Annotated in this window: 2 protein-coding genes; both read left to right on the forward strand. The window is 73.4% G+C overall.

Annotation, left to right across the window (positions count from 1 at the left end):
- Nucleotides 1–7 precede the first annotated feature (7 nt).
- Nucleotides 8–760, forward strand: a complete 753-nt coding sequence (locus D7V93_RS43290; RefSeq protein ID WP_244237857.1) for a hypothetical protein — start codon at nt 8–10, stop codon at nt 758–760.
- 60 nt (nt 761–820) lie between these two features.
- Nucleotides 821–1,048 (forward strand): hypothetical protein, encoded by a 228-nt coding sequence (locus D7V93_RS43295; RefSeq protein WP_120626111.1) that lies wholly within the window; start codon nt 821–823, stop codon nt 1,046–1,048.
- The last annotated feature ends 78 nt before the right edge of the window (nt 1,049–1,126 follow it).

Raw genomic sequence — 1,126 nt, forward strand, 5'->3', positions numbered from 1 at the left:
CCCCCGGGTGGAGCGGCTGCTCACCGACATCCTCGGGCTGATGGGGTACCCGGCCCGGTTGGACTTGCAGGACGCCGCCGACGGCAGCCTGTCCGTGGCGCTCCACTTCGAGGCCGGTCCGCCTCCGGGCGTGGAGCCGGGCAAGCGCAGCCAGGTGCTGGATTCGCTCCAGTTCCTGCTCAACAAGATGCTCCACCGCCCGGGCGTTGAACGCCGGTGGGTGATGCTGGGGGCCAACGGCCACCCGGAGCCCCGGCCGCGCCGCGAGCCCGGACAGCAGCAACAGGCTCCCCAGGCTCCGGTCTCCGCGCCGACGGCGACCGTGGCCCAGCTGGCGTCCGCTCCGGCTCAGGCGGCGGCCCGGACCCAGCCGCCCGCTCCCGCCGCGCCGCCGCAGGGCCGTGGGGCACGGGGAGGGCAGCAGGCCGCGCCGGCTCCCAAGGCCGCGCAGGCCCCGGCGAAGGGGGGCGCGGAAGCGGACGAGCGCTCGGTGCAGGTCGAGGAGGATGCGGTGTTGCGGGAGGCCGTCCGCAAGCTCGCGGAGAAGTCCGCCAGCCTGGGGCGCTTCTATGCGTTCGCCGCGATGAAGACAGAGGACCGCGCGCGCGTCCTCAGGGCAGTAGAAGGAGTAGGAGGCGTGAAGGTGGCGGCGGAAGGCGAGGGCCGCAACCGACGCGTGGTGTTCACTCCGGCGAAGCCCGCCCCGATGCCCAAGCGGAGCCTGCTGCCGGACGACGACGAGGACGACGCCGACGCTTGAGCGGGTGCCCGGCAGGGCCCGTCCAAGCCGCCGGCGGGCGTCTGGGAGCCAGAGGAGCGAATGGGTAAGTCGAAGGGTTTGAAAGACAAGCTGTACGGCGCGGCGGTGCTGAAGATGAGCTTCCGCCTGCGCGGGGACGAGGAGTCCCCTGCCTTCCGCTTCGTCTACCCGGGCGTGCTGCGCGACCTGCAGGTCGACGACGCCGAGGTGGAGAAGTACATCGAGGCACACCGCGACGACGTGGAGCGCGCCGCCCGGGGTTCCACCCCGCCGCAGGGGCCCCGCTAGTCCGCGGATGGCGGAAGGGTTGACGGAAGCAAGGGACCTGGGGCTCCGTGCGTCTTCGCCCGCTGCCCTCCCCCGCCC

It is taken from the genome of Corallococcus llansteffanensis, from assembly GCF_003612055.1.
Classification (GTDB): Bacteria; Myxococcota; Myxococcia; order Myxococcales; family Myxococcaceae; genus Corallococcus; species Corallococcus llansteffanensis.